The organism is Brevibacillus sp. WF146, assembly GCF_001673705.2.
GTDB lineage: Bacteria > Bacillota > Bacilli > Brevibacillales > Brevibacillaceae > Brevibacillus > Brevibacillus thermoruber.
The window spans coordinates 3,821,503-3,843,154 of record NZ_CP109943.1; the positions used below are offsets into that span (position 1 = coordinate 3,821,503).

Below are 21,652 nucleotides of genomic sequence, written 5' to 3' on the forward strand. Positions count from 1 at the left end.
CATCCGCCGACCTCCTTCTGTTCGTGACGCCATTTCCCCCTACCATGACTGTACGACAAAACGATCGTCCGTGGTTAAACGGCAGGTTAAGGATTGCCAAAGATTCCGCCGGTTCCCTTTACGGTTTTTCAACAAAAGACCCCCGCCGGGGCTGCAGATCGCAGCGCCGGCGAGGGTTCCCCGTCCGCGGCCGGCAGTCGGCCTGGCGGATGCACGCGGCGCGGACCGGTTTCCTTTCGGTCGTCGGGAAGCCGTCCGCTCGCGCTGAAATGCCCCGCTTTATTTCGTCAGGCTGAGAAACTCGTCGATGTCGGCTACGGCCAGATCCACCGCCTTCTGCCAAAACCGGATGTCGGTGATGTCCTCGCCCAGATGGCGCATCGCCAGCTCTTCCACGGTCATCCGTCCCGTATCGCGCAGAAGGGCGTCGTACTTGTCGGCAAAGGCCGGCCCTTCCTGCAGGGCGCGCGCGTACACGCTCAGGCTGAACAGATAGCCGAAGGTGTACGGGAAGTTGTAGAACGGATAGGTCGTGATGTAAAAATGCAGCTTGGACGCCCAGAAAAGCGGCTCGTATTCGGCCAGCGCGTCGCGGTACGCCTTTCGCTGGGCTTCCAGCATCAGCCGGTTCAGCTCCTCTACGCTGACCAGCCCGTATTTCCGCTTTTCGTAAAAGCGTTTCTCAAACAGGAAGCGGGCCTGGATGTTCATGAAAAAGGAGACGGTCTGCTGCACTTTGTCTTCCAGGAGAGCCACCCGCTCCTCCGCACTGGCCGCGTTCTTCACCGCCGCGTCCGCCACGATCATTTCCGCAAACGTGGAAGCCGTCTCCGCCACGTTCATCGCGTAGTTTTGCGTAAGCGGCGGCAGATCGTTCATGACGTGCTGGTGATAGGCGTGCCCCAGTTCATGAGCCAGGGTGGACACGTTTTGCAGGCTGCCCGCGTAGGTCATAAACACGCGGGACTCGCCTCTCGCCGGAAAGCTGGTGCAGAAGCCGCCCGGCCGTTTGCCCGGCCGGTCCTCCGCCTCGATCCACCCGTTCTCGAAGGCGTTTTGGGCAAAGGCGGCCAGCTTCGGGCTGAACCGGCCAAACTGTTCGAGGATAAACGCAGCGCCTTCCTCATAGGACATCTTCTTGTGCTGGCGACCGACCGGAGCGGACACGTCGTACCAGCTCAATTTGTCCACGCCCAGCAGCTTGGCCTTGCGCTCCAGGTACGCGACGAGCCGGTCCTTGCGGTTGTCGATCGCCTGCCACATCGCGTCCAGCGTCTTTTCCTGCATCCGCCCGATGTCCAGCGGCTCGCGCAGCACGGAGTCCCATCCCCGATGCCGGTACAGCGCCAGGCGAAAGCCGCCCAGGTGATTGAGCGCCTGTGCGCACAGTTCCGCTTCCTGCGCCCAGGCCTCCTGCCATTTGGCGAACACGCGGGCGCGGACGCTGCGGTCCGGGTGGTGCATCAGGTTGGCGGCCTGGCCGACGGAGAGACGCTTCGTTTCGCCATCCACCTCCACTTCGATTGTCATGCGGCCGACGACGGTATTGTAGAGATCCTGCCAGGCGTGGTATCCGTCCACGGCCAGGTCGTTGGCCAGTACTTCCTGCTCGGGCGGCAGCTTTTCCTTCGCCCGTCTGCGCCGTTCATTGAGATTGAACGCGACCGGCTTCACCTCCGGGGCGGCGAGCAGCTTGTTCCAGACCGGTTCGTCGATCGCGAGCAGGTGTTCCTCCCATTTGGCCAGCGCCGCGGCAAATGAGGCGGCAACGGTTTTCACCCGTCCGCCCAGGAGTGTGGCCTGTTCGTCCTTTACATCTTGGGCGGTCAGGCAGGAGACGAACGCCCCCGCCTCCTTCAGCCGGACGGCAATGCTCTGCACCTGGGCCAGCATGGAGACAAACGCGTCCTTGTCGTCCATCCGCACGCGGTCCACGCTCACCTGCGCCTGCAGAGCGGCAATATCTCCTTCCAACATGCTGAGAAACGCGCGAAATGACTCTGACTCGCTTCCGCCGGAAAACAGCACCTCCAGATTCCAGCGCTGCGGCAATTGTGTTTTCATATATATCCCTCCCTAATCATGTAAACTCTACGTTTACTCTCTTTCACAGCACTCAGCAAAAACCTCTTTCCCAATAAGAAAATTTGTATTTAATCCTGTTCGATGAAGCAGGTTCTTCTTAGCGGATACTTTCACCGAAGCAGATGCCGGATGCTGACGCTGAGAGACTTTGTTCATTAGGATGCTGGCTCGCTCATGGAGAACGAGACTACCTGTAGCACTCTATTCCGTTCTTTGCAATTAAAAAACGGAACTATATTAGACGACAATAGTGGCCCTGTATATTTTATCCACACCTTCTATCGCTTCTGGCCCACTTACACAGCAATGCTCGCCTCTCCCATCGGAGTTGCTACAGTTGCAATGGTATCAAATTTCACTGCATTCACCTCAAGCCTCACTTACAAGGTAAGGCACTATCTTACTAGCATAACAAATAGAACAGCATTCTCTAAGGAAAAAAGCAACCTGCAAAGTGTCAGGTTGCTAAGAATGTTATTATCCCCAGTAAGTTCGTTTTTCATTCACTCAAAACAAAATCCAAATTATCAATATTGCCTGACCATGCTGTCGTAAACTCATCCTATATTCGGTTTCCTGGAAAATAGGTTTGATTCAATGGCAAAATCTTCGTATTTCTTTAATGTCTCAGGATCGTTACAGTAGAGTAAGAAACTCATCTCGTAATACCCAATTAGTACAGACAAGGAGTCTATAAAAAAGAAGTTACAGTAGATAGCTTCTCGCAACGTTAATTTTACGAAAACCTCTAGGGTGGCAAGATCGGATGTCTTAAGTACTCCTTGGCTAGACTCTTTCAGATAAGACAATCCCTCAACCGCCATGTTTTGTGTGTTTGTATCCTCTAAATACCTAAAGTCATTGATGTTGATGTCAGCAAAATCCCGACAATAAACAAACACATTATTTTTTTTGTGAAAATGGTAAATTGATGAAAAAAATCGCAAAAATTTCTTTTCGTCCAAAAGGTACTTCTGCTTTTCTTTAGCAGAAGGCTCCCAATCTCTTGAATAAGATAGAGGTTCACGTTCTATCTCATCTTCAGTTAAACTACGTGGAAATCTATCAATCAGCGATATATATTTCCCTTTCGAATAAAACTCAAGAACGTCAAGGGAATGAAAATGCTTTTCCAAGAAATCAACTTCCTGTTTTGTAGGAATACAAAATTTTGATTCCATGATTGAAACCTCCCGAATGCATACAATTATAGGGGTTTTGCTTACATTACATATCTCTGAAATGTTTGCCGCCCAATATACAGGTACTCTGGAAAGTAAAAAGTGAAGTCTCCTTATTATGTAAGGAGACTTTCCGATTTTCTAGGGTTTCTTATATCTGATTATTTTTCCAGCAGAAGTTAACGACCAGTATTCATTTGAGCCACGATGCTTCAATTTCCAATATGTTCCACCATGACCTCCATAATCTCTTTCGTACCACCAATCATTATTTTTACTGTAATAGTATTTGCCGTTTTTTGGGCTATCCTCAAACATATCGAACCGGATATACTCGCCGTTCCTCATTTTTGATGGGATTTTAGATAAGTTTAAATCACTACTCGCTGCTTTGACTTGTTTCGAAGTTTCAAGTTCTTCAGCAATGATACCCGTATCTACTCGTTTATTAGTCTGGTCTACAAAAGCATACGGCAATACAACATAGCTTTGATTTCCTTCTTTTGTTAATATTGGCTTAAAATGAACTACTTTAATTAATTCTGATTCTTCATTATTCTCAATTTCAATTCCTGTGAACTCATCAACAAATTTATCTACGTTCTTTAACTCATATGGAGTTTCCACAATCTTTAGATCAGAAAGGTCTACACCGTATTTTTTAAGTTTCGTTTCTTGATCCTTAAAAAGTAGTTCGGCAATCTCCAATAAAATATCTTCTTTTTTGTCAGAAACAGATCGTTGATTATATCTGGTTATAGACTCTTGATTTAATTCATATTGGTCAATCTTTTGAATAAGGTAATCAACGCTATCCTGTTTCAAAGAATCATATCGATACGCCCTCGAAGAGGGATTCTCTGCACAATTGTAAACTCTGGAAAATGGAGACCATGTAGATCCAGATCTTGCAAAATCAAAATCTGCTTCAGATTTATAATAACCATGCGTTTCTTTTGATACCATGCTAACCCTGGAGGTATTTGAATCACTTGCTGAATCACTATCAAACGCATCTTCTTCGTCAAAAAGACTATAAACTTCATAACTGATACCAATTCCGTCCATAGTCTTATTTGCATAGGCAGAATAAACCGCTTTTGCGGACATACCACATTTGGAAGCCGTGTAAACTGTATCATTAATGTATGTAGCAGTAGCAGTGCCTACAGTTCTACTCCTTTTATCTTTGTCTCCATCACTTGTACTTCCAGCGTAAACTGGAGAAATAAACAAACTTCCCAGCAAGGCCATCCCAAGAATACTTGGTAATAGTTTTGAACTTTTCAAGATATACCCCTCCAAATACTGTAATTAACTTACATGCCAAAAAATACATGTTATTTATTTACACATCAAGTCTTGTTTAAGATATGAATATATGGTATATTATAGAAATTATACCCCGTCGGTGACTGGCCCAGAATTTTCCGAGGGTTCTAAGTCTGAATGAATCGAGGAAGCAGTCGCGGACAGTTCGACTGATGTAATTATTTCTGTAGAAGTACAGCATCATCATGGATGCAGGAGTATCATACGTCTTCTACAGTTGATCAGTCACGAAGATCAAGTAATTCTGTTGAGAATGAGGAGATTTAAATCATGGAAATTTTACTGTTTTTTGGGATTTTCGTAGCAAGCATATTTATCTTCATTATTGGTTCATTTTCAATACTTGGAAGAAATATGAAAAAGCCCATAGCAGATCTGCATTCTGAAATAACTAAACTCAAAAATGAAATCGAGGAATTAAAAAAAAATCAGAATAAAATGTGAGAGGCAAAAAAGCACCAACCTGTTCATATCCAATTGCCCATACTGCACATGATCTTATCTGTGTGAAAAAGGCCAGCCATTGGCTGACCTCGGTATGAAGACTATAGAGGGGAGAAGCTGGTTTCCCGCCACAATTTGTCCGCTCCCTCTATCGTTCTTTCATTATATATTTGTTCAGTATGAACCTGGCCACACCCGCCGCGTCGTCAATGGCGTACACCGGCAGCGCCGGGTGCTCAAACGGCTCCCAGCTGGCCACAGCCACAGGCCGGGTGACCGCCTCCAGCAGCTCGCGGTGCGCCGGTTCGCGGAGCACGACCAGTTTCTCGTAGTCCTCCCGCTTGAATCCCTCGACCAGCACAAGATCGGCGCCGGCGTCCGCCATCCGCTCCACCAGGACAGGCAGCGGCACGGGGTTCAGCTCCAGCATCGCCGTCTTGGTCCGCGAGGCGATCGCCACCAGCGACGCTCCCGCCTCCCGGTAGCGCCACGTGTCCTTGCCCGGCCGGTCCCACTCAAAATCGTGACCGCCGTCGTGCTTGATCACGCCGACGCGCAGGCCCGTCTGCTCCAGCAGCGGAATCAGTCGGGTCAACAGCGTCGTCTTGCCCGAATCGGAATAGCCTACCACCTGCAGCACCATCGGTTTGTTCGCCATGCGCTACGCCTCATCTCTCCAGTCCGGCGCGGCGTGGGGAATCACGTCGACGGTCTCTCCCGCCTGTTTGCCCCTGCCGCCTGCCGGGATGATCAGGAAGCATTCGCTTTTGCCCAGCGTCGCCAGGTTGCCCGCCTTGTCGTTGTGGTCGGGGACGACGTACAGCTTTCCCTCCCGCTCCGTCAACCGGCCGCGCAAATAGCGCGGGTAGGGACACGGTTTGTCGTAGGTCTCCGCCAGCGTGGCCCGGATGCGGCGCAGGCCCGCCTCCCGGTCTCCCTGCAGCCGACGCAGCACGGGACGGACGAACAGCTCGGCGCCGAGAAAACAGGCCCCCGGATTGCCCGACAGCGCACAGACCAGTTTGTCGCGGTACAGGAGGGCGGTTGTCGGTCCGCCCGGCCGCATCGCGACCCGGTTGAACAGCAGGGTGACGTCCGGATCGTCCGCCAACGCGGCCATCACGTCGAAATCGCCGACTGACACCCCGCCGCTCGTCACCAGCAGGTCAACCTCCTCCAGACATTGGGCCATGTGCCGCTTGGCCAGGTCCAGGTCGTCCGGCAAACGTCCGTACAAAACAGGGATGCCGCCCGCCTCGGCGATCAAGGCGGACAGCATCACCGCGTTGCTGTTGCGAATTTTCCCCGGCTCGAGCGGCTGGTCCACGTCCAGCAGTTCCGTGCCGGTGGAAATCAACCCGACGCGCGGTCTGCGGACGACCGGAACCTGCGCGTAGCCAAACGTCGCCAACACCGCCAGGGTTCCCGCGTTGATCCGCGTTCCCGCTTGGGCCACGCACGTGCCGGCGGCGATTTCTTCTCCCCGGCGGGAGATGTTTTCCCCGGGGTGAAGCGCCCGTTTTACCCCGACCCACTCCAGCAGCTCGCCGGGCTGCTCCGTCTGTTCGAACATGATCACGGCATCGGCTCCCGGCGGCATCATCGCGCCAGTCATGATCCGGACGGCTGTTCCGGCCGTTACCGTCTGCCGGGGGATCTGGCCGGCCCCGACCGTTTCCAGCACCCGCAAGCGAACCGGCCGGTCCGGTGTGGCCCCGGCCGTATCCGCCGCTCTCACGGCAAACCCGTCCAGCGGCGAGCGGTCAAACGGCGGCATGTCGCACGTGGCGGCGAGATCCCGGGCCAACGTCCGCCCGTGCGCTTCGCCAATGCCTACCTGTTCTTCCTGAAGCGGCGTAAGGCCCGCCAACAGCCTGCGCAGCGCTTCCTCCACGCTGATGGTTTGTCGCTGAAAGTGCATCGTCTGTTCCTCCTTCTGCTTCGAAACCCGTTCCCTGATGTCGCGCCGGTCAGCCGGCGTTTACGCCCGATTCTTGCTGCGTCTCTTCGCGCATGTCCACGCTTTTTCACGTGCCCCCCGCCTTTTCCCTTGACGGCTCGTTGATCCCCCGTTTCCGTCCCGTTTTCCGGCGCGCAGCGCAGGACGAAAAAAAGACAACCCCCCATGAACCAGTCCCTTCTCATCGGACAGAGAATGTCCACGGTGGTTGTCTCAGGCAGGGTCGCTACCAAGTCCCAACTACGCGCGTGTTTCGAATGCCGTCTTGTCTGCCCGGCAAACAGGGTCGCTGCTTCCTGCAGACTCACGACTCGTTTTTAAACTTTTTCTCGATGTCTTGATCAAAGACGAAAATGGACATGCCAAAATCGCGTTCAATGTCAATATCGACGAATAAATCGACGAAGTTCGCGCCCAGAAATGACTCCATCTCGACCGGCCGGTTTTTGCGGTACATGTCCTTTACCATTTCCGTACGGGCCGCGCGGAGCATCTGTTTGCCTTCATCAGCCGTCGCAATGAACTTTTCCACCGGGGAAAGATTCCCCTCCATTTCGCAAATCGCCCAGTTTTTGCAAAACGTGGTCACGATCTTGCTGGGGCCTTTGCCCATGTGACGCTTGCGGAAAGCTCTGACCAAATTGCTGAACTCAGCTTCGTATTTATTCATCGAGGGTGTCACCTTTACAAAATTCTCTTACTAAAACTTTACCACTGATCAGCTTGCCAATTCAACAGAGTTTTCGTTCTGTTTCGCCTGCTCCCGCAATTTCTTGATATCCAGGCGGATGATCAGCGAGATGACCAGGGCGACGGCAAACATGGCGGCGAAGACGGTCATCGTGCCGGTGTAGCTGCCCGTGCTGTCGCGCACCCAGGCGGCGAAGATCGGCCCGGCCAGACCGGCCGCTGCCCATGCCGTCAGGATGTATCCGTGAATCGCGCCCATCTGCTTGGTGCCGAACAGGTCGGCGATATAGGCCGGAATGGACGCGAATCCGCCGCCGTAACAGGTCATGATGATGAACATCGCGCCCATGAACAGCGCCGGCACTGTCAGGTTGGGCAGCAGGAAGAACAGGACGAGCTGAATCAGGAAAAACGCCGTATAGGTGTTCGGACGGCCGATGTAGTCGGACAGGGACGCCCAGCCGATCCGGCCAGCTCCGTTGAACAGGCCGTTCAGGCCGACCATCGTCGCGGCTGCCGCCGCGGACATGCCCACGATCTCCTGCGCCATCGGCGACGCGACGGAAATGACCGCGATGCCGCAGGTCACGTTGATGAACAGCATCAGCCACAGCAGGTAGAAACGGCGGGTTTTCACCGCTTCGTTGGCCGTCAACTGGCACAGGTCCTTCTTGATTTTCTTGCCGCTTCCCTCTTCAGCCGAGTAGCCCTCCGGCACCCATCCCTGCGGCGGCGGGGAGAGGTATTGAGCGGACGCAAACATGACGACAAAATAGACGGCTCCCAGGATGAAGAAGGTATTGGCGAGACCTACGCTCACGATCAGCGCCTGCATGATCGGACTTGCGATCAGCGAGGCGAAGCCAAAGCCCATGATGGCCAAACCGGTGGCCAGCCCGCGGCGGTCCGGGAACCATTTCACCAGCGTGGAAACGGGAGTGATGTAGCCGACCCCGAGACCGATGCCGCCCAACACGCCGTAGCAGAGGTACAGCAGCGGGAGGCTTTCCAAGTGGATGGCCAGACCGGACCCGGCGATCCCCAGACCGAAAAAGATGGACGAAAGAGTGCCCGATTTGCGGGGACCGTGTTTTTCCACGTAGTGGCCGAGGAACGCTGCCGACAGCCCCAGGAACAGGATCGCGATGCTGAACGTGAACTGCACCTCGGACAGCTCCCAGCCAAATTGGTTGATGATCGGCTTGGTGAATACGCTCCAGGCGTACACTGAACCGATGGAGAGGTGGATCCCCACCGCAGCCGCAGCGATCAGCCAGCGGTTCTTCACTTTTTCCTGCATGTGATTCATCTCCTTTGAAGGGTTTAAAGAGCGTCCGCAAACGCGAACAGGCTCTTGCATAAAGAAAAACTGCCGCATCCATCCGGTTCTCCTCGTCGTCCACGCTTTGGCCCCGAGGAGGGAACAGATGAAACACGGCAGTTAATCATCAGCAGGGTCGCTACTTCAGCATCAACAGCAAGTGTTTGCTATTCACTTCCGGCAGTGTCACAAATAAACCGGCGACAGGTGCGCTATCCCGTGTCTATTTGTGAACTGTTGCAAGTAAAGGTGAATTTTTTGTGACAACTAAAACCTCACATAGTATACTATCATGTGAGCGCTTACTCGACAATACATTACTTTCAAAATTTTTTTACACCCCGTATGAAACGGCAAGGAGGCTTCTATGTCAAACCTGATGCGCACGATCAGACGGCCGGTGCTGAAGATCGGGCAGGACCGGCTCGCCTGGGAAGACGACGAGATCGTTACGGAATACCCGCTGACGATTTTTCTCAACGACGAAGAGTTTGCCACGATCGTCTGCACCCCCGCCGACCTGGAGGAAATGGTCGTCGGCTTTCTCGCCGCCGAGGGGGCGATCCGGCAATACGCGGACATCAAGCAGATGTCCATTGACGAAAGCCGCGGCTTCGCCTACGTGGATCTGCATCAGCAAACCGGGCTGTCGCAAAGCTTTTACTCGAAGCGGCGGATCACGTCCTGCTGCGGGAAAAGCCGGCAGTCGTTCTACTTTTTCAGCGATGCGCGAACCGCGAAACCGGTGGCGGGCAAAGTCACCGTCACGCCGGAGCAGGTGTTCCGCTTGATGGACGAGCTGCAGGCGTCGTCCGACATCCACCGCAGCACGGGCGGCGTGCACAACGCCGCGCTGTGCACGCCGGAGCGGACGCTGCTCCGGTACTCCGACATCGGCCGGCACAACGCGCTGGACAAAATCTACGGATACTGTCTGCGGGAAAACCTGCCGACGGAGGACAAAATCCTCGTGTTCAGCGGCCGCATCTCCTCCGAGGTGCTGCTCAAGGCGGCCAAGATCGGCGCCGGCATCATCCTCTCCAAATCGGCGCCCACCGACCTGGCGCTGCAGTTGGCGGAGGAGCTGAACATCACCGCCGTCGGATTTGTCCGCCACGACAAGATGAACGTGTACACGCATGCGGAGCGGATCGCTGCTGGCGATGAATGAAGAAAACCCCGGCCTTGCCGGGGTTTTCACGTGTCACGTCGGCTTCCGCCCCACTTCCCGCGCGTGCTGTTCCGCGAGTGCCTTCCGGTATTCTTCCGGCGTATTGGCGTTGTAGGTGGCCCAGTCGTCCAGCAGACCGGCCGGCGTCTCCGCGATCCGCAGCCGCTCCAGCACCTCCATCAGCCGATGACGGCCTGCCCGCAGCGCTTCTTCCCACATCGGCTGCGTCCTTCTGTGATACAGCGCAAACAGCGGATGAAGACGGCCGTCCGTTCGCACCGCCACGACATCCCACTCCTCCGTTCGCTGCGCATGGGCGAGCAGGCGGCCGATCTGCTCCCGGTCGGCAAAGGGCAGGTCGCAGGAGAGGACGAGCAGCGCTTCTTCCCGGCGCACGCGAAACGCCGTCACGATTCCGCTGATCGGACCGGCGGACGGCACCAGGTCACCGGTCACGCTTACCCCTGAAAGCCCGGTCACTTCCCCCGGCAGCCGGTCGGGGGCGTTGGAGACGATCAGACAGGGCAGGTTCAGCGCCGTCACTTCGCTGACCACGTGTCCGATCAGCGTGCCCCCTTTCCAGCCCAGCAGTTCTTTGGGCCGCCCCATCCGGCTGCTGCGGCCTCCCGCCAGCACCACCCCGCCGATTGTCAACACACCCATATCCACCACTCCCCTCACCTTAAAAGTTATATTCTAATATGAACCGCGAGTAAAAAAAACTCTAAATTTCTGACTTTTTTGTTCGATAATACCAGTAGCCTTGCAAAAGAGAGGGGAAATCGTTCACCGTGAACATCGTCAGGAAACTTTCGCTCGGAAGCAAATTAAACCTGCTGTTTCTCACCGTTCTTTTGCTCTTGTCCTGTACGATCCTCGTCGTGGCACAGCGGCAGTTGGAATCGGGCATCAAGTCGGCTGCCCTGGAAAAGGCCAAAGGCGACCTGGCCCTGGGGTACGCCTACCTGGAGGCGAAGCACCCCGGAGAATGGTCGGTCCGCGACGGCGTGCTGTACAAAGGGGAGACGAAAATCAACGGAAACGACGCACTTGTGGATGAAATCGGCCGGTTGACCGGCGGTGACACGGTCACCATTTTTCTCGGCGACACCCGGGTGGCGACCAACGTGATCAAAGACGGCCAGCGCGCCATCGGCACCAAAGTGTCGGACGCGGTGGCCCAGACGGTCTTGAAGCAGGGGCAGATTTTCCTCGGCGAAGCCAACGTGGTCGGCCGGCAGTACCAGGCTGCTTACCAGCCGATCAAGGACGGCCGCGGCCAGATCATCGGCATCTGGTACGTGGGGGCGTCCCAATCGCTGATCGATGCCGTCCAGAGCCGCTTTATGACCTACTTTTCCGGCACGCTCCTGGCCGGATTTGCCGTCGCGCTGCTCGCTGTTTTCCTGTTCGTCCGCCATCTGAAAAAACGGCTGGTCCGGATCGGCGACGCGTTGGAACACGCCGGCCGCGGCGATTTTTCCCGGACCGTCTCCGACGACTCCCTTGACGAGGTGGGCCGCATCGCCGCCTCCTGCAACGCGATGTGCAGCAGCCTGAAAGAACTGGCCGATCAGCTCTCCCGCACCGCGCTCCACGTCTCTTCGGCCGCGGACAACCTCTCTTCCAGCGCGGAACAGATCACCCAGGCGACCCAGCACATTGCCGAAAATGTCACCGAGGTAGCCGCCGGGGCGGACCACCAGCTTCACCAGGTGGAGAGCAGCCTGCAGACGATGGAGGAAATCGCCGCCAACGCCCGCAGCATCGCCTCCCACGTCCAGGACGTCTCGCGTGTGGCCGACGCGACCGCCGAGCAGACACGGGAGGGAGACAGGGCGATCCGGCAGGCCGTCGACCAGATGAACAGCATCTACGAGACGATGAACCGCCTGGCGCTGGCGATCCAGGAACTGGGGCAGCGCTCACGCTCCATCGGCCAGATTACCGAGGTCATCACCGCCCTGGCCGAGCAGACCAATCTGCTCGCCTTGAACGCCGCCATCGAAGCGGCGCGGGCGGGCGAACACGGACGCGGCTTTGCCGTGGTGGCGGACGAGGTGCGAAAACTGGCGGAACAGTCGGCGGAAGCCACACAGCAGATCGCCGCGCTTATCGACAGCATCCGGCGGGAATCCGAAGCAGCCGTGGACGCGATGGCGGTCGGCAGCGCGGAAGTCTCGGAAGGCATCCGCGTGATGCACGAAGCAGGCGTCTCGTTTGAACAGATCCAGCAGTCAATCCGCACCCTGACGGCCGACATCCAGCAGGTAACCGCAGCCGCTCAACAGATGTCGTCTTCCTCGGAACAGGTGGCGCAGGCGGTGTCCGGCATCGCGTCGATCGCGTCGGAATCGGCGGCCAAGGCGCAAAACGTCTCCGCCTCGTCGGAAGAACAGCTCGCGTCCATCCAGGAAATCGCCCGGTCCGCCCAGACACTGGCGAAGATGGCCGAAGAGCTGCAAAGCCTGACCGACCGCTTTCGGACCTGACCCTCCTCTCGCCCCCGGCCAATGTCCGGCGATTATTTTGGAATATTCCCAAAATGGAGAGGGGTTGTCCCCCGCTCAACCGAATGGGTACAGGTACACTGCTGCGCAATTTTTCCACGTGGAGACGTTGAACTGTTCGGATGCAAACGGGTGTTACAGCTGTCCGGAAATGTCGCTTCAGCCGGTTGGGCCGCGCGCGGGAGGGGAGAGGCGTAAGCGTTTGGCGCAAGTTCCCTGCCATCGCCCAGCAGGTGGCAGAGGCCATCTCGGCGGCGGCGCTGCAGATCGAAACGAAGATCGTCGGCGACAGGATGACGGTCATCGCCGGTACCGGCACGTACGACGAAGCACACGGCAGGCATCACGGACATCGGCCGCGCGATCAAGCTGTACGACCGGGTCCGGTCGGACGTGAAAAGCTGGCCACAATCGTGTCACGCAAAAAAAGAAGCTCGGGTGGACAGCCCGGGCTTCCGTTTTGGGTCCGCATTTGCCAACAGGAAGAGCAGCCTGGGGAAGAATCATCCCCAGCTGCCGTTGATGGCAAGCTGACCGCCCCTGGTCGCTTGTTTGCCGGAGTTGGCTTCGCTCCCGCCCGCTGCGGGGAGCATCGAGTGAAGAAATGGGTTCGCGTGGGCATTGACAAAATAGGACTCTTGTTTATAATAAGTATTAAACAATAATAATTCTAATTAAGGAGCGGATAAACCATGACGAATCAGGTTCACAGCGTGTTGAACAAACAAATTGCCAACTGGACCGTCCTGCACATGAAACTGCACAACTACCACTGGAACGTGAAAGGCCCCCATTTTTTCACGCTGCACGCCAAATTTGACGAGCTCTACAACGAAGCGGCCGCCCGCATCGACGAACTGGCCGAACGCGTCCTGTCGCTGAACGGCCAACCGATCGCCACGCTGGGTGAATGTCTGCGGGACGCCAGCGTCGAGGAGGCATCCGGCATCGAAACGACCGAACAGATGGTCGAGACCCTGATCGACGATTTCCAGACGCTGGTCGACGAACTGAAGGACGGCATCAAAACGGCCGAACAAGCGGACGATGAAGCGACCGTCGACATGCTGCTCTCCATCCGCAGCAGTCTGGAAAAACACGTCTGGATGCTGAAAGCCTTTCTGCGCTAACCTCCAGCCATCCGGCCGCTTCCCGAACCGCTGCTCCCCGACACCGTCCATGCACAAAAGGGCGTCCGTGCTTGCCGCACGACGCCCTTTTTGCGGCTTTTTTTTTACCGGTTCAGGGAAAAGATCAGTTTGCGTCCGTCCTTGTCCACTTTCACCTGCGGCAGGTGCTTCAACGCTTTTTGGATGCCGATATACGGACTGGCGAACTCCACGCCGTGCCGCTTTTTCAGCTCGCTGCACAGATCCATCAGCGTCAGCGGCGCCGACGCCTCCCGCAAGATGGCTTCCACCTGTTCGGCCACGGCCGCGTAATCGTGACGGGTATGCGTCTTTCTGCTCCGCAAATGCTCCAGCACTTCCGTCGGCATCTCCTCGGCCGCGGACGCCTCCACGTCTGCGTTCTGGCGGGCGCCTTCACGCTCGTCCAGCTCCCTGATCCGGGCCAACAGTTCCTTGATGTCCAATCCCAATTGCTTGTCCTGATCCACGTACTGTCGCCGCAGTGCGGCACGCTGTTCCAACAACCCCTGCAGCGTCATGTGCAAGGCTTTGCGTTCATCAAAAATAGACGCCATCCCCGTTCCCCTTTTTCATATTAGTCTCTCTATTCATTATCATAATGGAAATTTGACTACTTGAAAATTGGAGATTTCCCTTTCTTGTCATTCCCCTCCCTTACTCAGCTTCACCGTTTTCGTTTGCCCGCACCACTCCACCTTGCCGCAGACGGCCTCGGCCACGGCCCGAACCGGCAGCCAGGATACGCCGCTGCGGAGGCAGCCCTGCACGCTGAGGCGCTTTCCGTTTATCTCAATGGAAACCGTGTCCACAGGTTTTTGTTCGAGGTGTGGATGTTCGGTGACGACTGTTTTTTGAACGTCATCCTTGAACTTCGCCCAGGCTTGCGCGGCCGACATGCCGAGATACTGCCTGGCCTTTTCGTCGGAAACAAAAAAAGCCGGGCAGTTTTTCCCGGTGATGTCGTAGTGGCGCCACAGCCTGTCCACTCCCCAGCCGTGTCGTTTCAGGACATCGGCGGCCAGTTCCACGGTCCGGCGGTACGTCTTGCGAAAATCGCCGTCCGCGTTGACGCACATCTCAATGCCGAGCGTCGCGTTGTTGGGAGAGGATCCCAGCACAGCCACGGCCTTGGCGACGTGATAGGCCATCTCGTCTTCGGGGATGCAGCGGACGATTTGAGTGTCGTCCACGATGTAATGAGCGCTGGCCTGGGTGGTGGGCCTGTTGAAGTATTGGCGGTTGGCGGTGGCGTCCGCCCCCTTTCCCTCGTTGGCCGTCCAGTGGATTACCAGCCCTTTGGGCGTGATCCTGACGCCGGGGGCGGCCCGCTTGTTGGTGAGCAGCATCTCGCGTATCTCCATCTCACTCCCCCACCTTGTCCTTGATTTCCCGCAGTTCGCAGATGATCAGATCGTACTTGTCGCTGAACTTGTCCAGCAGGTCCTGCAGCCGGGTTTCCCGCTCGCGGTTGGCTTTCATCACGTAGAACAACAGCCAAACAAAAAGAGCCGCAAACGGCCCCTGCTGGATCAGCGAGTCAAAGACGGTTTGTTCCATGGCGCTCTCCTCCTTCCTTGACAGGTTGCGCCTGCACGTTCGCGCTTCACTTCTATAGGAAAACATCACGGCCCAATAACAACCGGGGACTTCCCTTTTTCTTCCAAACAGAAAAGAGCCTTTCGAGGGCTCTTTCGATGCATGTTTTTTGCGCGAAGCAGAAACATTACCGGATGCAGGAACGTCTCTTTTTTGGAAAGGATTGCAAGCGTCGTCTACCATATATGGATCGAGGTGCGAAAACCAAAGTGCTCGTACAGATTGTCGCTGCGCTATGTGTAGTGGTAAGTGGTCTCTATTCCCCCGAGTCTCCGGAAACAGGAGCGGACGAACCGGCTGCCTCCCAAGAAAAGGCCGCTTCCGAAATCGTCATTCTGTCCCCTCAAGAACGGAGCGTATTCAAACTGCCGATTCCCGAAAACCAAATCACCGTTGCGGGTAAAATCGACGGTTACGTGCAACCGGGTAAATCGCTTCAAATCGGATTGTATGGCGGTCAGGAGAATTACAAGCAGCATATGATGTACGCGTTTGACTATCCTGTCAATCCTGACGGTACCTTTACCGTCCATTTTCCCGTGGGAAGGTTGGTCCCCTTTCCGAATGCCAAACCGGATCACTATACGCTGGAATTGACATATCCGCATGCGCCAACCAAAACAGTGACTGTTGTCATCCAAAAACAAACAGCCTCCGACTAGCTGCGTGCAATGAAACACATTCCGCCAGAAAAGCGGCAGAGGGAAACCCTGCGGGTCAACGGCGTACCATTGAACGCAGGCTTCTCATCTTCCCCCCTCCATTTCGTGAGGAGAAAAGCCGGGAAACATCAGTTCCCGGCCTTGCGTTTTCCTTACGGCCCAAAACAAACCGTCGTGTACACGGGTAGAGCCCCGCTCGGTGCTTCTTGCAAATCACCGAAGTAAAACGAACTGGCCTGACCCGTATTGGGATTGATCCACCACGGGCTGTAGGCGGAAGCGAGCTTGTAAGCCGCTTCACCATAGCCGGACGCCTTGGTGGGAACGGGCCAGTTGCCGCAGCCGCTGCCGTACGGTGCAATGGAGCCCGAGTATCCGCACATGGCCCCGTTCCATCCCGTCGCGCTCAGTTTGAAACTGCTCGTTTTGGTCGTCATGGCTTTCAGGTATTGGGCGAGAATGTTGAACGATACCTGTACGGCGGTGGTCGTATCCTTCACGATGTTCCCCTTGCCAATAAGGTCGTTCAACGTATACGATGTGCCGTGGGCGCAATTATACGCGTTCAAGTGATCGCTGCCGATTTGCACAATGCCATACGTCGAACCGGTCGGATCAATGGCTGTCGGGTTACCGTTGGTTTCGACAGAGGCGAGCGCTAAAAGAGTGGCCGGGTTCATGCCGTAAGCTTTCCCCGCCGCATTCGCCTGCGGCAGCCATTTTTGGATGGCGGACGACGTGATGTTGTATAAGGTGCGGGAACCGTATTTCGCGCAGTCGAACGGTCCGCATGATTGCAAACTTCCCATTTCCAGATCCCCCATTCAGTTCAGATGGATGGAGGAGAAAACAAAAGGGATACAGGGTAGACGAGGCCTATCCCCAGCCTCTCTGCCTGTTTTGTTTTCCCCTTCACTCTGGAAGGAAAAAACACGTACAAACCAACAACCGCCATGCAACCGAAAAAAGAAAGAACCGACTCTCTGGTATTATCCCCTTTGAGTAGACAGTAAAAAGCAAGTCCCTTACTGTTAACTCGGAGGGGATTTTCTATGGGGAAAATACGCAAGACGTATCCAATTGAAATAAAGAGAAAAGCGGTACATTTATACCTTGATGGCGACAAAAGTTATAAAACCATCGCAAAGGAACTTGGCATCTCAGATAAAAACATTGTGATGAGATGGGTCAAGCATTTTGAGAATGAAGGGATGAAGGGACTCGAAGAAAAACGAGGGAAAGCGGTTGGACCGAGGAAAGGAAGGCCGAGAAAATGTCTTTTCACCCTAGATGAGGAAAACTTGAGATTGCGAGCTGAGAATGAATATCTAAAAAAGTGGCTCGGACTCGAAAGGCGGTGAAGAAGCAAAAAGAACAATCAAAATCTTACTCCATCATCCATGAAATGATGGGAACATACTCCGTTTCCTTGCTGTGCTCGGTATCCGGTGTATCACGGAGTGGCTTTTACAAGTGGGTAAAACAGCAGCAGAATCCGTCTCGAAAAATGGTGGAAGACGAGAAATTGAAAGAAATGATTAGGGAATGCCATCAAGAAGTAAACGGCATTTACGGGTACCCGCGAGTAACGGTTTGGCTAACTCAAAGATATGGTATACACGTAAATCGTAAGCGTGTGTATCGACTCATGAAGGAAATGGGGATCCAGGCACGTATTCGCAGGAAACGGAAATTCTTTGGCCGCAAAGAGCAAGTTGTCATTTCCGAAAACAAACTGAACCGTGATTTTATCGCTTCCCGTCCTAACGAAAAATGGGTTACAGATATTACCTATCTGATCTTCAATGGACGTCGACTCTATCTCTCCGTCATTTACGACCTTTTCAACAACGAAGTCGTCGCCTACAGGATAAGTAAACGGAATGACATACGGCTTGTCATGGACACGGTAAAGGCAGCCATAAAAAAAGGAGATGTGAGTGGAGTCCTGTTGCATAGCGACCAAGGATTCCAGTACACATCCCGACAATATCATAACCTACTCAAACAATATAACATTACCGCAAGTATGTCCAGAAAGGGAAATTGTCTGGACAACGCTTGTATGGAGAGTTTTTTCAGCCATCTGAAATCAGAATGCATGTATTTGCACAACTTCAAGACGGATGAAGAAGTACATCACGCTGTTGATCGCTATATTCGTTTTTACAATCACAAACGTTTTCAATCCCGGTTACATAACCTGAGCCCGGTACAATACCGAGCTCAGGCATCTTGAACTAGGGCTTGTTTAAAGTCTGTCTACTTGACAGGGGTAATACCACTCCTGCAGCCGGTTCTTTCTTGGAAAATGGGCTTTTTAAGCAGCCTTTTTCCGATAGGCTTGTCCGCCGTCCATACTCGGATCGGTCAGACTTATGACGTATACCGGAAGATCAAAACCGAGCTGTCCGAGCATCCGTACGGTCAGTCTCCCTCGCGGATAAACGCGATAAACTGCGCCTTGATCTCCTGGATGCTGTCTTCTTTCGGCATTTTGATAAACCGGGCGAGCGCGTGAATCTCCGGTTCAAACCATTCCAACAGCTGGAGCAGCGCCTCGTTGTTTCCCTTCCGGGCCTCGTCCATCATCCGCTCAAATGCGTGCGAAGCTGGTGCAGCGCTTTCGTTTTGCATTTGTGCACCCCCTGTTGCGTCATGGCCAACTCGCGAGCCGTTTCCTTTTCGGTATACCCGTGCAGGATCACGCGCTGAACGACCCACCTTCCTTTGTCCGACGAAATTGCGGCCAACATCTCCCGGACGTACAACGCGGACACGTCATGTTCCACGGAAGCCAAGGCCACAACGCGTTCGGCGCCCAGGCATTCTCTCTTTCTGTACTTCTTGGCGTGATATTGGATGCGCCAAGCGATTCGTCGCAGCTCCTTGCGGCATTCTTCCTCCGTCAACGGCCACTGTTTCAACGAAATCCTCCCCCTTTTCAGCCATCCTCTCACTCAAGTAGGAAAAAATATGGATACCTGCAACAACCAAGATAGAACATATGTTCCTATATTTAGAAGATATTCACATCATATAGTACAAGAATCTTGTATGTCAACGTAAAAGTACAAAAATTTTATATCATATTTCCTATTTATCTCCAGTTGTGTACAATATATTTGTACCTACCTTACAGGAAGGAATGGATGGTCCATGCTGTCCCAGCGCTTGCGAACGGCCCGCAGGGCTAAAGGACTGACGCAGGAAGAACTGGCGGAAAAGGTCCGGACGACCAAGGGAACGATCAGCAACTACGAAAACAATCACAGCTCGCCGCCCAATGACATGCTGACCCAGTTGGCGGACATTCTGAACGTTTCGACGGACTGGCTGCTCGGGCGAGTGGACGAGCCGCTTCCCCCTTCCGCCGCAGACGACCGGAGGCGCGAGCGGACACTGGACGAGCTGCTTCAGGAAAAAATCGACGATCCTGACGACTACTATTTTCTCGACGGGTATTTGGAAGCGTCCGAAGAAGAGAAAAAAGAGATTCGCCGATACTGGTACGATTTGAAAAAGCAAATGAAGCCCCATCATGTGAAAGAAAGCCGTTCTCCTTCCCTGTATGCCATCACGGAGGAGATCAAAAAGGAAAAGTAGCCCCGTGACGGGGCATTCTTTCCGCCTGAAAAACGAACATACGTTCCGTATCAAGGAGGTTCCCATGCACTTCCTCGTATCCGATATCTGCCAGCCGCAGACGTGGCTGGAATCACGTGTCTACCTGCTGCTGCGGCACCACGGAATCCAGCGTCCCGAGCAGATCCACCTGACCGATCTGTGCGCCAGCTACGGCATCGAGCTGCGCAGCATCCGCGGGCGGAGCCGCGCTCACCGGCATCCGGCGGAAGCCGGCCGCTTCGTAATCGCCGTCGACGAGCGGCTGGACGAGCCCGCGCGGCGGGTCAAAATCGCCCACGAGCTGGGTCATCTGCTGCTGCACGAGGGCGTCCAGCCGCTGGGCAGCGACCTCATGATTGACTGGCAGGAGGCCCAGGCCAATCACTTCGCCGAACACCTGCTGATGCCGTACTACATGTTCACCGCGCTGATCGGGCATTGCACCCGGTTTGAAGCGCCCTTCTACCTGGCCCGGACGTTCCGCGTGCCGCTCGACTTTGCCCAAAAGCGGTTTGACCGTTTTCTCAACAGACTGTACGCCAAAGGGTATCCCGCTGCGTGGTGACGAGAGGAGGATGTGGAATGAAGCGTGTGTTTATCGCCGGCGATGCCTACAGCACCCGTTTCTTTGAGCTGCCGCTGGAGGATGAGGAGCTTTCCCTGATGCCGTATCTGCATGCGGCCAGCTACCACGTGGCCCGTTTCGCCTTGATCATGCGGGACGGCGGGCTTGCAAACATCGGGATCCGGGCGGGGGACGCCCTGCTGATCGCCGACTTTTCTCTGGAGCCGGTGCGGGGCAGGCCTGTCCTGGTGAGGCAGGAGGGGCAGTACATCGTCCGGATTGCCGCCGACGTCAATCCGGTGGAGTGCGTGTTTGCCGCCGCCAAGGAGGGAGTCGCGCCGCTCGTCCTGCCGTCGGAAAACATCCGCATCGTCGGCGTCGTCTCCGGCATCATCTCTCCGCCGTACGAGACAGGGCGGAATGGGGACGGGGATGCGGGGGAGGCGCTGTTTTGATCAACGCGGCAGCCTTCTGAGCCAGCCATCCAGGATGGAGGCTGTCTGCTGCCACTGATCATGCGGCAGGATGGCGGCAGGGGAGTCCCCTCTCTGCGGACCGTAGCTGCCAAACTGGGTGTGGTTTCCCCCCTCGATGGTGATGTAGGCCGTGTCGGCCGGCAGAAATGGAGCGGCCTGCTCCCATTTCTCCCTGTCCACGATGCCGTCGCGCGAACCGATGAGCGACAGCACGGGCAGATTGGCATGGCGCACGTTTCCCTGCTTGTCGGGGTACGCCGCGAGCAGAAAGAGACCGCTCACCTGGCCGGGATGGCTGGCTGCATAACGCGCAGCCATTGTGCCGCCAAGCGAATGGCCGCCGATGACAAACGCTTCGCCGGGATAGGCGGCCAACACCCGATCCGCCCGGTCGACACCGGCGCCGGCCAGATAAAACGGCATCTTGACGATGACGGTCCGCCGTCCGGACGCGGCCAACGCCCTCGCCAGCGGCGCGTAGCTTTCCGGCGCGATCAACCCGCCGGGGTACAAGATGATGACGGGCGGCCTCACCTCGCTCCCTTCAAACACGATCAAACCGTGCTTCTTCGCAACCGACACGCCTTCCCCGTCCCGCATGGCGCGAATCGCGGCGCTGTCCGCCTCGTACGGCTGAAAATACCACGCGGCTGCCGCTGCCGGCAGCACAACCGCCGCGGCGAGAACCAATCCCCAACGCTTCATCCTCCTGTTCACACATGTCCCTCGTTTCGCTGTATGAGTTTTCCTTGTCAGGTAGTATGTGCAATCACCGCGTCCGTCTGCATCGCAGCACCTTTTTTTCATTGACAACTTACCCGAAAAAAATTATGATGAATTCAGATAATAGAAAAAAGGAACAATGTTCCGCAATGAAGAAC

Annotated in this window: 25 protein-coding genes; 10 read left to right on the forward strand and 15 right to left on the reverse strand. The window is 55.1% G+C overall.

Annotated elements, in window-relative coordinates:
- Nucleotides 1–279 precede the first annotated feature (279 nt).
- The 3 genes from A6764_RS18875 to A6764_RS18885 all read right to left on the reverse strand — a co-directional run bounded on the left by A6764_RS18875 (nt 280) and on the right by A6764_RS18885 (nt 4,556).
- The gene (locus A6764_RS18875; RefSeq protein WP_065067869.1) at nt 280–2,064 is read right to left on the reverse strand and encodes a M3 family oligoendopeptidase; all 1,785 of its coding nucleotides are present in this window, start codon (nt 2,062–2,064) and stop codon (nt 280–282) included.
- A 578-nt stretch (nt 2,065–2,642) separates the two neighbouring features.
- Nucleotides 2,643–3,266 carry a hypothetical protein gene (locus A6764_RS18880; RefSeq protein ID WP_065067868.1) on the reverse strand — a complete coding sequence of 208 codons (624 nt, stop codon included), beginning with the start codon at nt 3,264–3,266 and terminating at the stop codon, nt 2,643–2,645.
- A gap of 141 nt (nt 3,267–3,407) precedes the next feature.
- Nucleotides 3,408–4,556, reverse strand: coding sequence for a hypothetical protein (locus tag A6764_RS18885; RefSeq protein ID WP_141669754.1), 1,149 nt, complete (start codon nt 4,554–4,556; stop codon nt 3,408–3,410).
- Between the two features lie 312 nt (nt 4,557–4,868).
- Between A6764_RS18885 and A6764_RS18890 the strand changes: the two genes are divergently transcribed.
- Nucleotides 4,869–5,042, forward strand: a complete 174-nt coding sequence (locus A6764_RS18890) for a hypothetical protein (RefSeq protein WP_176703341.1) — start codon at nt 4,869–4,871, stop codon at nt 5,040–5,042.
- Nucleotides 5,043–5,190: 148 nt separating this feature from the next.
- Here A6764_RS18890 and mobB read toward each other — a convergent pair whose 3' ends face one another.
- The 4 genes from mobB to A6764_RS18910 form a co-directional block, all read right to left on the reverse strand.
- On the reverse strand, nt 5,191–5,700 hold the full coding sequence (gene mobB / locus A6764_RS18895) for a molybdopterin-guanine dinucleotide biosynthesis protein B (RefSeq protein WP_264622328.1): 510 nt from the start codon (nt 5,698–5,700) through the stop codon (nt 5,191–5,193).
- 3 nt (nt 5,701–5,703) lie between these two features.
- Nucleotides 5,704–6,963, reverse strand: a complete 1,260-nt coding sequence (gene glp, locus A6764_RS18900; protein WP_143862450.1) for a molybdopterin molybdotransferase MoeA — start codon at nt 6,961–6,963, stop codon at nt 5,704–5,706.
- Nucleotides 6,964–7,306: 343 nt separating this feature from the next.
- A complete protein-coding gene (locus A6764_RS18905; RefSeq protein WP_029097871.1) occupies nt 7,307–7,672 on the reverse strand; it encodes a Na-translocating system protein MpsC family protein in 366 nt (121 codons plus the stop codon).
- Between the two features lie 48 nt (nt 7,673–7,720).
- Nucleotides 7,721–8,992 (reverse strand): L-lactate MFS transporter, encoded by a 1,272-nt coding sequence (locus A6764_RS18910; protein WP_044899721.1) that lies wholly within the window; start codon nt 8,990–8,992, stop codon nt 7,721–7,723.
- A 388-nt stretch (nt 8,993–9,380) separates the two neighbouring features.
- Here A6764_RS18910 and fdhD point away from each other — a divergent pair, with 388 nt between their 5' ends.
- Complete coding sequence (gene fdhD, locus A6764_RS18915; protein WP_065067862.1) at nt 9,381–10,184, forward strand: formate dehydrogenase accessory sulfurtransferase FdhD; 804 nt, start codon at nt 9,381–9,383, stop codon at nt 10,182–10,184.
- A 33-nt stretch (nt 10,185–10,217) separates the two neighbouring features.
- Here the strand turns inward: fdhD and A6764_RS18920 are convergent, their stop codons facing one another.
- Nucleotides 10,218–10,847, reverse strand: coding sequence for a molybdenum cofactor guanylyltransferase (locus A6764_RS18920; RefSeq protein ID WP_065067861.1), 630 nt, complete (start codon nt 10,845–10,847; stop codon nt 10,218–10,220).
- 128 nt (nt 10,848–10,975) lie between these two features.
- On the opposite strand from A6764_RS18920, the gene A6764_RS18925 reads away from it, so the two are divergent.
- On the forward strand, nt 10,976–12,676 hold the full coding sequence (locus A6764_RS18925; protein ID WP_083989883.1) for a methyl-accepting chemotaxis protein: 1,701 nt from the start codon (nt 10,976–10,978) through the stop codon (nt 12,674–12,676).
- 710 nt (nt 12,677–13,386) lie between these two features.
- Nucleotides 13,387–13,824, forward strand: a complete 438-nt coding sequence (locus A6764_RS18930) for a Dps family protein (RefSeq protein WP_065067859.1) — start codon at nt 13,387–13,389, stop codon at nt 13,822–13,824.
- Between the two features lie 104 nt (nt 13,825–13,928).
- On the opposite strand, the gene A6764_RS18935 is transcribed toward A6764_RS18930, so the two are convergent.
- The 3 genes from A6764_RS18935 to A6764_RS18945 all read right to left on the reverse strand — a co-directional run bounded on the left by A6764_RS18935 (nt 13,929) and on the right by A6764_RS18945 (nt 15,402).
- The gene (locus tag A6764_RS18935) at nt 13,929–14,390 is read right to left on the reverse strand and encodes a Rok-like winged helix domain-containing protein (protein ID WP_029097878.1); all 462 of its coding nucleotides are present in this window, start codon (nt 14,388–14,390) and stop codon (nt 13,929–13,931) included.
- Nucleotides 14,391–14,486: 96 nt separating this feature from the next.
- Complete coding sequence (locus A6764_RS18940) at nt 14,487–15,206, reverse strand: N-acetylmuramoyl-L-alanine amidase (protein ID WP_065067858.1); 720 nt, start codon at nt 15,204–15,206, stop codon at nt 14,487–14,489.
- A gap of 1 nt (nt 15,207) precedes the next feature.
- On the reverse strand, nt 15,208–15,402 hold the full coding sequence (locus A6764_RS18945; protein WP_029097879.1) for a BhlA/UviB family holin-like peptide: 195 nt from the start codon (nt 15,400–15,402) through the stop codon (nt 15,208–15,210).
- A gap of 173 nt (nt 15,403–15,575) precedes the next feature.
- Between A6764_RS18945 and A6764_RS18950 the strand changes: the two genes are divergently transcribed.
- On the forward strand, nt 15,576–16,103 hold the full coding sequence (locus A6764_RS18950; protein WP_141669752.1) for a hypothetical protein: 528 nt from the start codon (nt 15,576–15,578) through the stop codon (nt 16,101–16,103).
- A gap of 152 nt (nt 16,104–16,255) precedes the next feature.
- Here the strand turns inward: A6764_RS18950 and A6764_RS18955 are convergent, their stop codons facing one another.
- Nucleotides 16,256–16,912, reverse strand: a complete 657-nt coding sequence (locus A6764_RS18955) for a transglycosylase SLT domain-containing protein (protein ID WP_029097881.1) — start codon at nt 16,910–16,912, stop codon at nt 16,256–16,258.
- Between the two features lie 243 nt (nt 16,913–17,155).
- On the opposite strand from A6764_RS18955, the gene A6764_RS18960 reads away from it, so the two are divergent.
- Both A6764_RS18960 and A6764_RS18965 read left to right on the forward strand, forming a co-directional pair.
- Complete coding sequence (locus A6764_RS18960; RefSeq protein WP_264622329.1) at nt 17,156–17,464, forward strand: transposase; 309 nt, start codon at nt 17,156–17,158, stop codon at nt 17,462–17,464.
- Nucleotides 17,461–18,342, forward strand: a complete 882-nt coding sequence (locus A6764_RS18965) for an IS3 family transposase (RefSeq protein WP_264622263.1) — start codon at nt 17,461–17,463, stop codon at nt 18,340–18,342. Before A6764_RS18960 ends, A6764_RS18965 begins: the two co-directional genes overlap by 4 nt.
- 188 nt (nt 18,343–18,530) lie before the next feature.
- Here the strand turns inward: A6764_RS18965 and A6764_RS18970 are convergent, their stop codons facing one another.
- Nucleotides 18,531–18,740 carry a helix-turn-helix domain-containing protein gene (locus A6764_RS18970; RefSeq protein ID WP_264622330.1) on the reverse strand — a complete coding sequence of 70 codons (210 nt, stop codon included), beginning with the start codon at nt 18,738–18,740 and terminating at the stop codon, nt 18,531–18,533.
- Complete coding sequence (locus tag A6764_RS18975; protein WP_083989881.1) at nt 18,692–19,030, reverse strand: hypothetical protein; 339 nt, start codon at nt 19,028–19,030, stop codon at nt 18,692–18,694. The genes A6764_RS18970 and A6764_RS18975 overlap by 49 nt, the downstream gene beginning before the upstream one ends.
- Before the next feature lie 232 nt (nt 19,031–19,262).
- Here A6764_RS18975 and A6764_RS18980 point away from each other — a divergent pair, with 232 nt between their 5' ends.
- From A6764_RS18980 to A6764_RS18990, 3 genes are all read left to right on the forward strand, one after another.
- Nucleotides 19,263–19,709 (forward strand): helix-turn-helix domain-containing protein, encoded by a 447-nt coding sequence (locus A6764_RS18980; protein ID WP_065067852.1) that lies wholly within the window; start codon nt 19,263–19,265, stop codon nt 19,707–19,709.
- 64 nt (nt 19,710–19,773) lie between these two features.
- Entirely contained in the window at nt 19,774–20,295 is a 522-nt protein-coding gene (locus tag A6764_RS18985; protein ID WP_264622331.1) for an ImmA/IrrE family metallo-endopeptidase, read from the forward strand.
- Between the two features lie 17 nt (nt 20,296–20,312).
- Complete coding sequence (locus A6764_RS18990) at nt 20,313–20,750, forward strand: hypothetical protein (RefSeq protein WP_065067856.1); 438 nt, start codon at nt 20,313–20,315, stop codon at nt 20,748–20,750.
- Here the strand turns inward: A6764_RS18990 and A6764_RS18995 are convergent, their stop codons facing one another.
- Nucleotides 20,751–21,476 carry an alpha/beta fold hydrolase gene (locus A6764_RS18995; RefSeq protein WP_065067855.1) on the reverse strand — a complete coding sequence of 242 codons (726 nt, stop codon included), beginning with the start codon at nt 21,474–21,476 and terminating at the stop codon, nt 20,751–20,753.
- Between the last annotated feature and the right edge of the window lie 176 nt (nt 21,477–21,652).

Coding starts and splice junctions, on each gene's coding strand:
- A6764_RS18875 (WP_065067869.1), bottom strand. CDS start 2,064: ATGAAAACACAATTGCCGCAGCGCTGGAATCTGGAGGTGCTGTTTTCC.
- A6764_RS18880 (WP_065067868.1), bottom strand. CDS start 3,266: ATGGAATCAAAATTTTGTATTCCTACAAAACAGGAAGTTGATTTCTTG.
- A6764_RS18890 (WP_176703341.1), top strand. CDS start 4,869: ATGGAAATTTTACTGTTTTTTGGGATTTTCGTAGCAAGCATATTTATC.
- mobB (WP_264622328.1), bottom strand. CDS start 5,700: ATGGCGAACAAACCGATGGTGCTGCAGGTGGTAGGCTATTCCGATTCG.
- glp (WP_143862450.1), bottom strand. CDS start 6,963: ATGCACTTTCAGCGACAAACCATCAGCGTGGAGGAAGCGCTGCGCAGG.
- A6764_RS18905 (WP_029097871.1), bottom strand. CDS start 7,672: ATGAATAAATACGAAGCTGAGTTCAGCAATTTGGTCAGAGCTTTCCGC.
- A6764_RS18910 (WP_044899721.1), bottom strand. CDS start 8,992: ATGCAGGAAAAAGTGAAGAACCGCTGGCTGATCGCTGCGGCTGCGGTG.
- fdhD (WP_065067862.1), top strand. CDS start 9,381: ATGTCAAACCTGATGCGCACGATCAGACGGCCGGTGCTGAAGATCGGG.
- A6764_RS18920 (WP_065067861.1), bottom strand. CDS start 10,847: ATGGGTGTGTTGACAATCGGCGGGGTGGTGCTGGCGGGAGGCCGCAGC.
- A6764_RS18930 (WP_065067859.1), top strand. CDS start 13,387: ATGACGAATCAGGTTCACAGCGTGTTGAACAAACAAATTGCCAACTGG.
- A6764_RS18940 (WP_065067858.1), bottom strand. CDS start 15,206: ATGGAGATACGCGAGATGCTGCTCACCAACAAGCGGGCCGCCCCCGGC.
- A6764_RS18945 (WP_029097879.1), bottom strand. CDS start 15,402: ATGGAACAAACCGTCTTTGACTCGCTGATCCAGCAGGGGCCGTTTGCG.
- A6764_RS18950 (WP_141669752.1), top strand. CDS start 15,576: ATGCAGGAACGTCTCTTTTTTGGAAAGGATTGCAAGCGTCGTCTACCA.
- A6764_RS18955 (WP_029097881.1), bottom strand. CDS start 16,912: ATGGGAAGTTTGCAATCATGCGGACCGTTCGACTGCGCGAAATACGGT.
- A6764_RS18960 (WP_264622329.1), top strand. CDS start 17,156: ATGGGGAAAATACGCAAGACGTATCCAATTGAAATAAAGAGAAAAGCG.
- A6764_RS18970 (WP_264622330.1), bottom strand. CDS start 18,740: ATGCAAAACGAAAGCGCTGCACCAGCTTCGCACGCATTTGAGCGGATG.
- A6764_RS18980 (WP_065067852.1), top strand. CDS start 19,263: ATGCTGTCCCAGCGCTTGCGAACGGCCCGCAGGGCTAAAGGACTGACG.
- A6764_RS18985 (WP_264622331.1), top strand. CDS start 19,774: ATGCACTTCCTCGTATCCGATATCTGCCAGCCGCAGACGTGGCTGGAA.
- A6764_RS18990 (WP_065067856.1), top strand. CDS start 20,313: ATGAAGCGTGTGTTTATCGCCGGCGATGCCTACAGCACCCGTTTCTTT.
- A6764_RS18995 (WP_065067855.1), bottom strand. CDS start 21,476: ATGAAGCGTTGGGGATTGGTTCTCGCCGCGGCGGTTGTGCTGCCGGCA.